Consider the following 494-nt stretch of genomic DNA (forward strand, 5'->3'; position numbering starts at 1 on the left):
GAGCACTCTATAGCGGAATATGATAGAGATAATTACGATATTTTTTTCTTACTCAAAAAAGATGTCAAGGAAAATGATGTTGTTAAGCTTATTTCTTCGGATACAAATAAAAGCATTGGATATTTGCTACCAGTAATTTCACTTGAATCAAATGACCATGACTATGCAGCAGATAAATATTTTCTTCGGTATGCATACATTGGAATTCAAGAAGCCTTGTGTAGATGCAAAGAAAATTCCCTTGAGACAAAACTTGATCTTAATAAATATACTTTTAAGCTTACAGATATCTTTGACGATGAACTTGTAATTTGTATCATTTATAAGCCGCATTTTAATATAACCGATTTTTCTAAGATATCCCCTATCTTATTTAAGCATGGTTACATTCGATTTGATTCAAAGACGTCAAAACAAATTATTTACAAACCATCTACTGATGATGAATTTAATAATAAAATCACTCTATGCCAAATTAATAACTCCATCATAGA

The 494-nt window shown here is 29.6% G+C and carries 1 protein-coding gene; it reads left to right on the forward strand.

Features of this window, described 5'->3' with window-relative positions:
• Positions 1-494, forward strand: a 494-nt coding sequence (locus tag NNO02_RS23520) for a hypothetical protein (RefSeq protein WP_271455904.1), incomplete at both ends; no start/stop codon positions are given.

The organism is Citrobacter sp. Awk 2 (assembly GCF_028069815.1).
Classification (GTDB): domain Bacteria; phylum Pseudomonadota; class Gammaproteobacteria; order Enterobacterales; family Enterobacteriaceae; genus Citrobacter.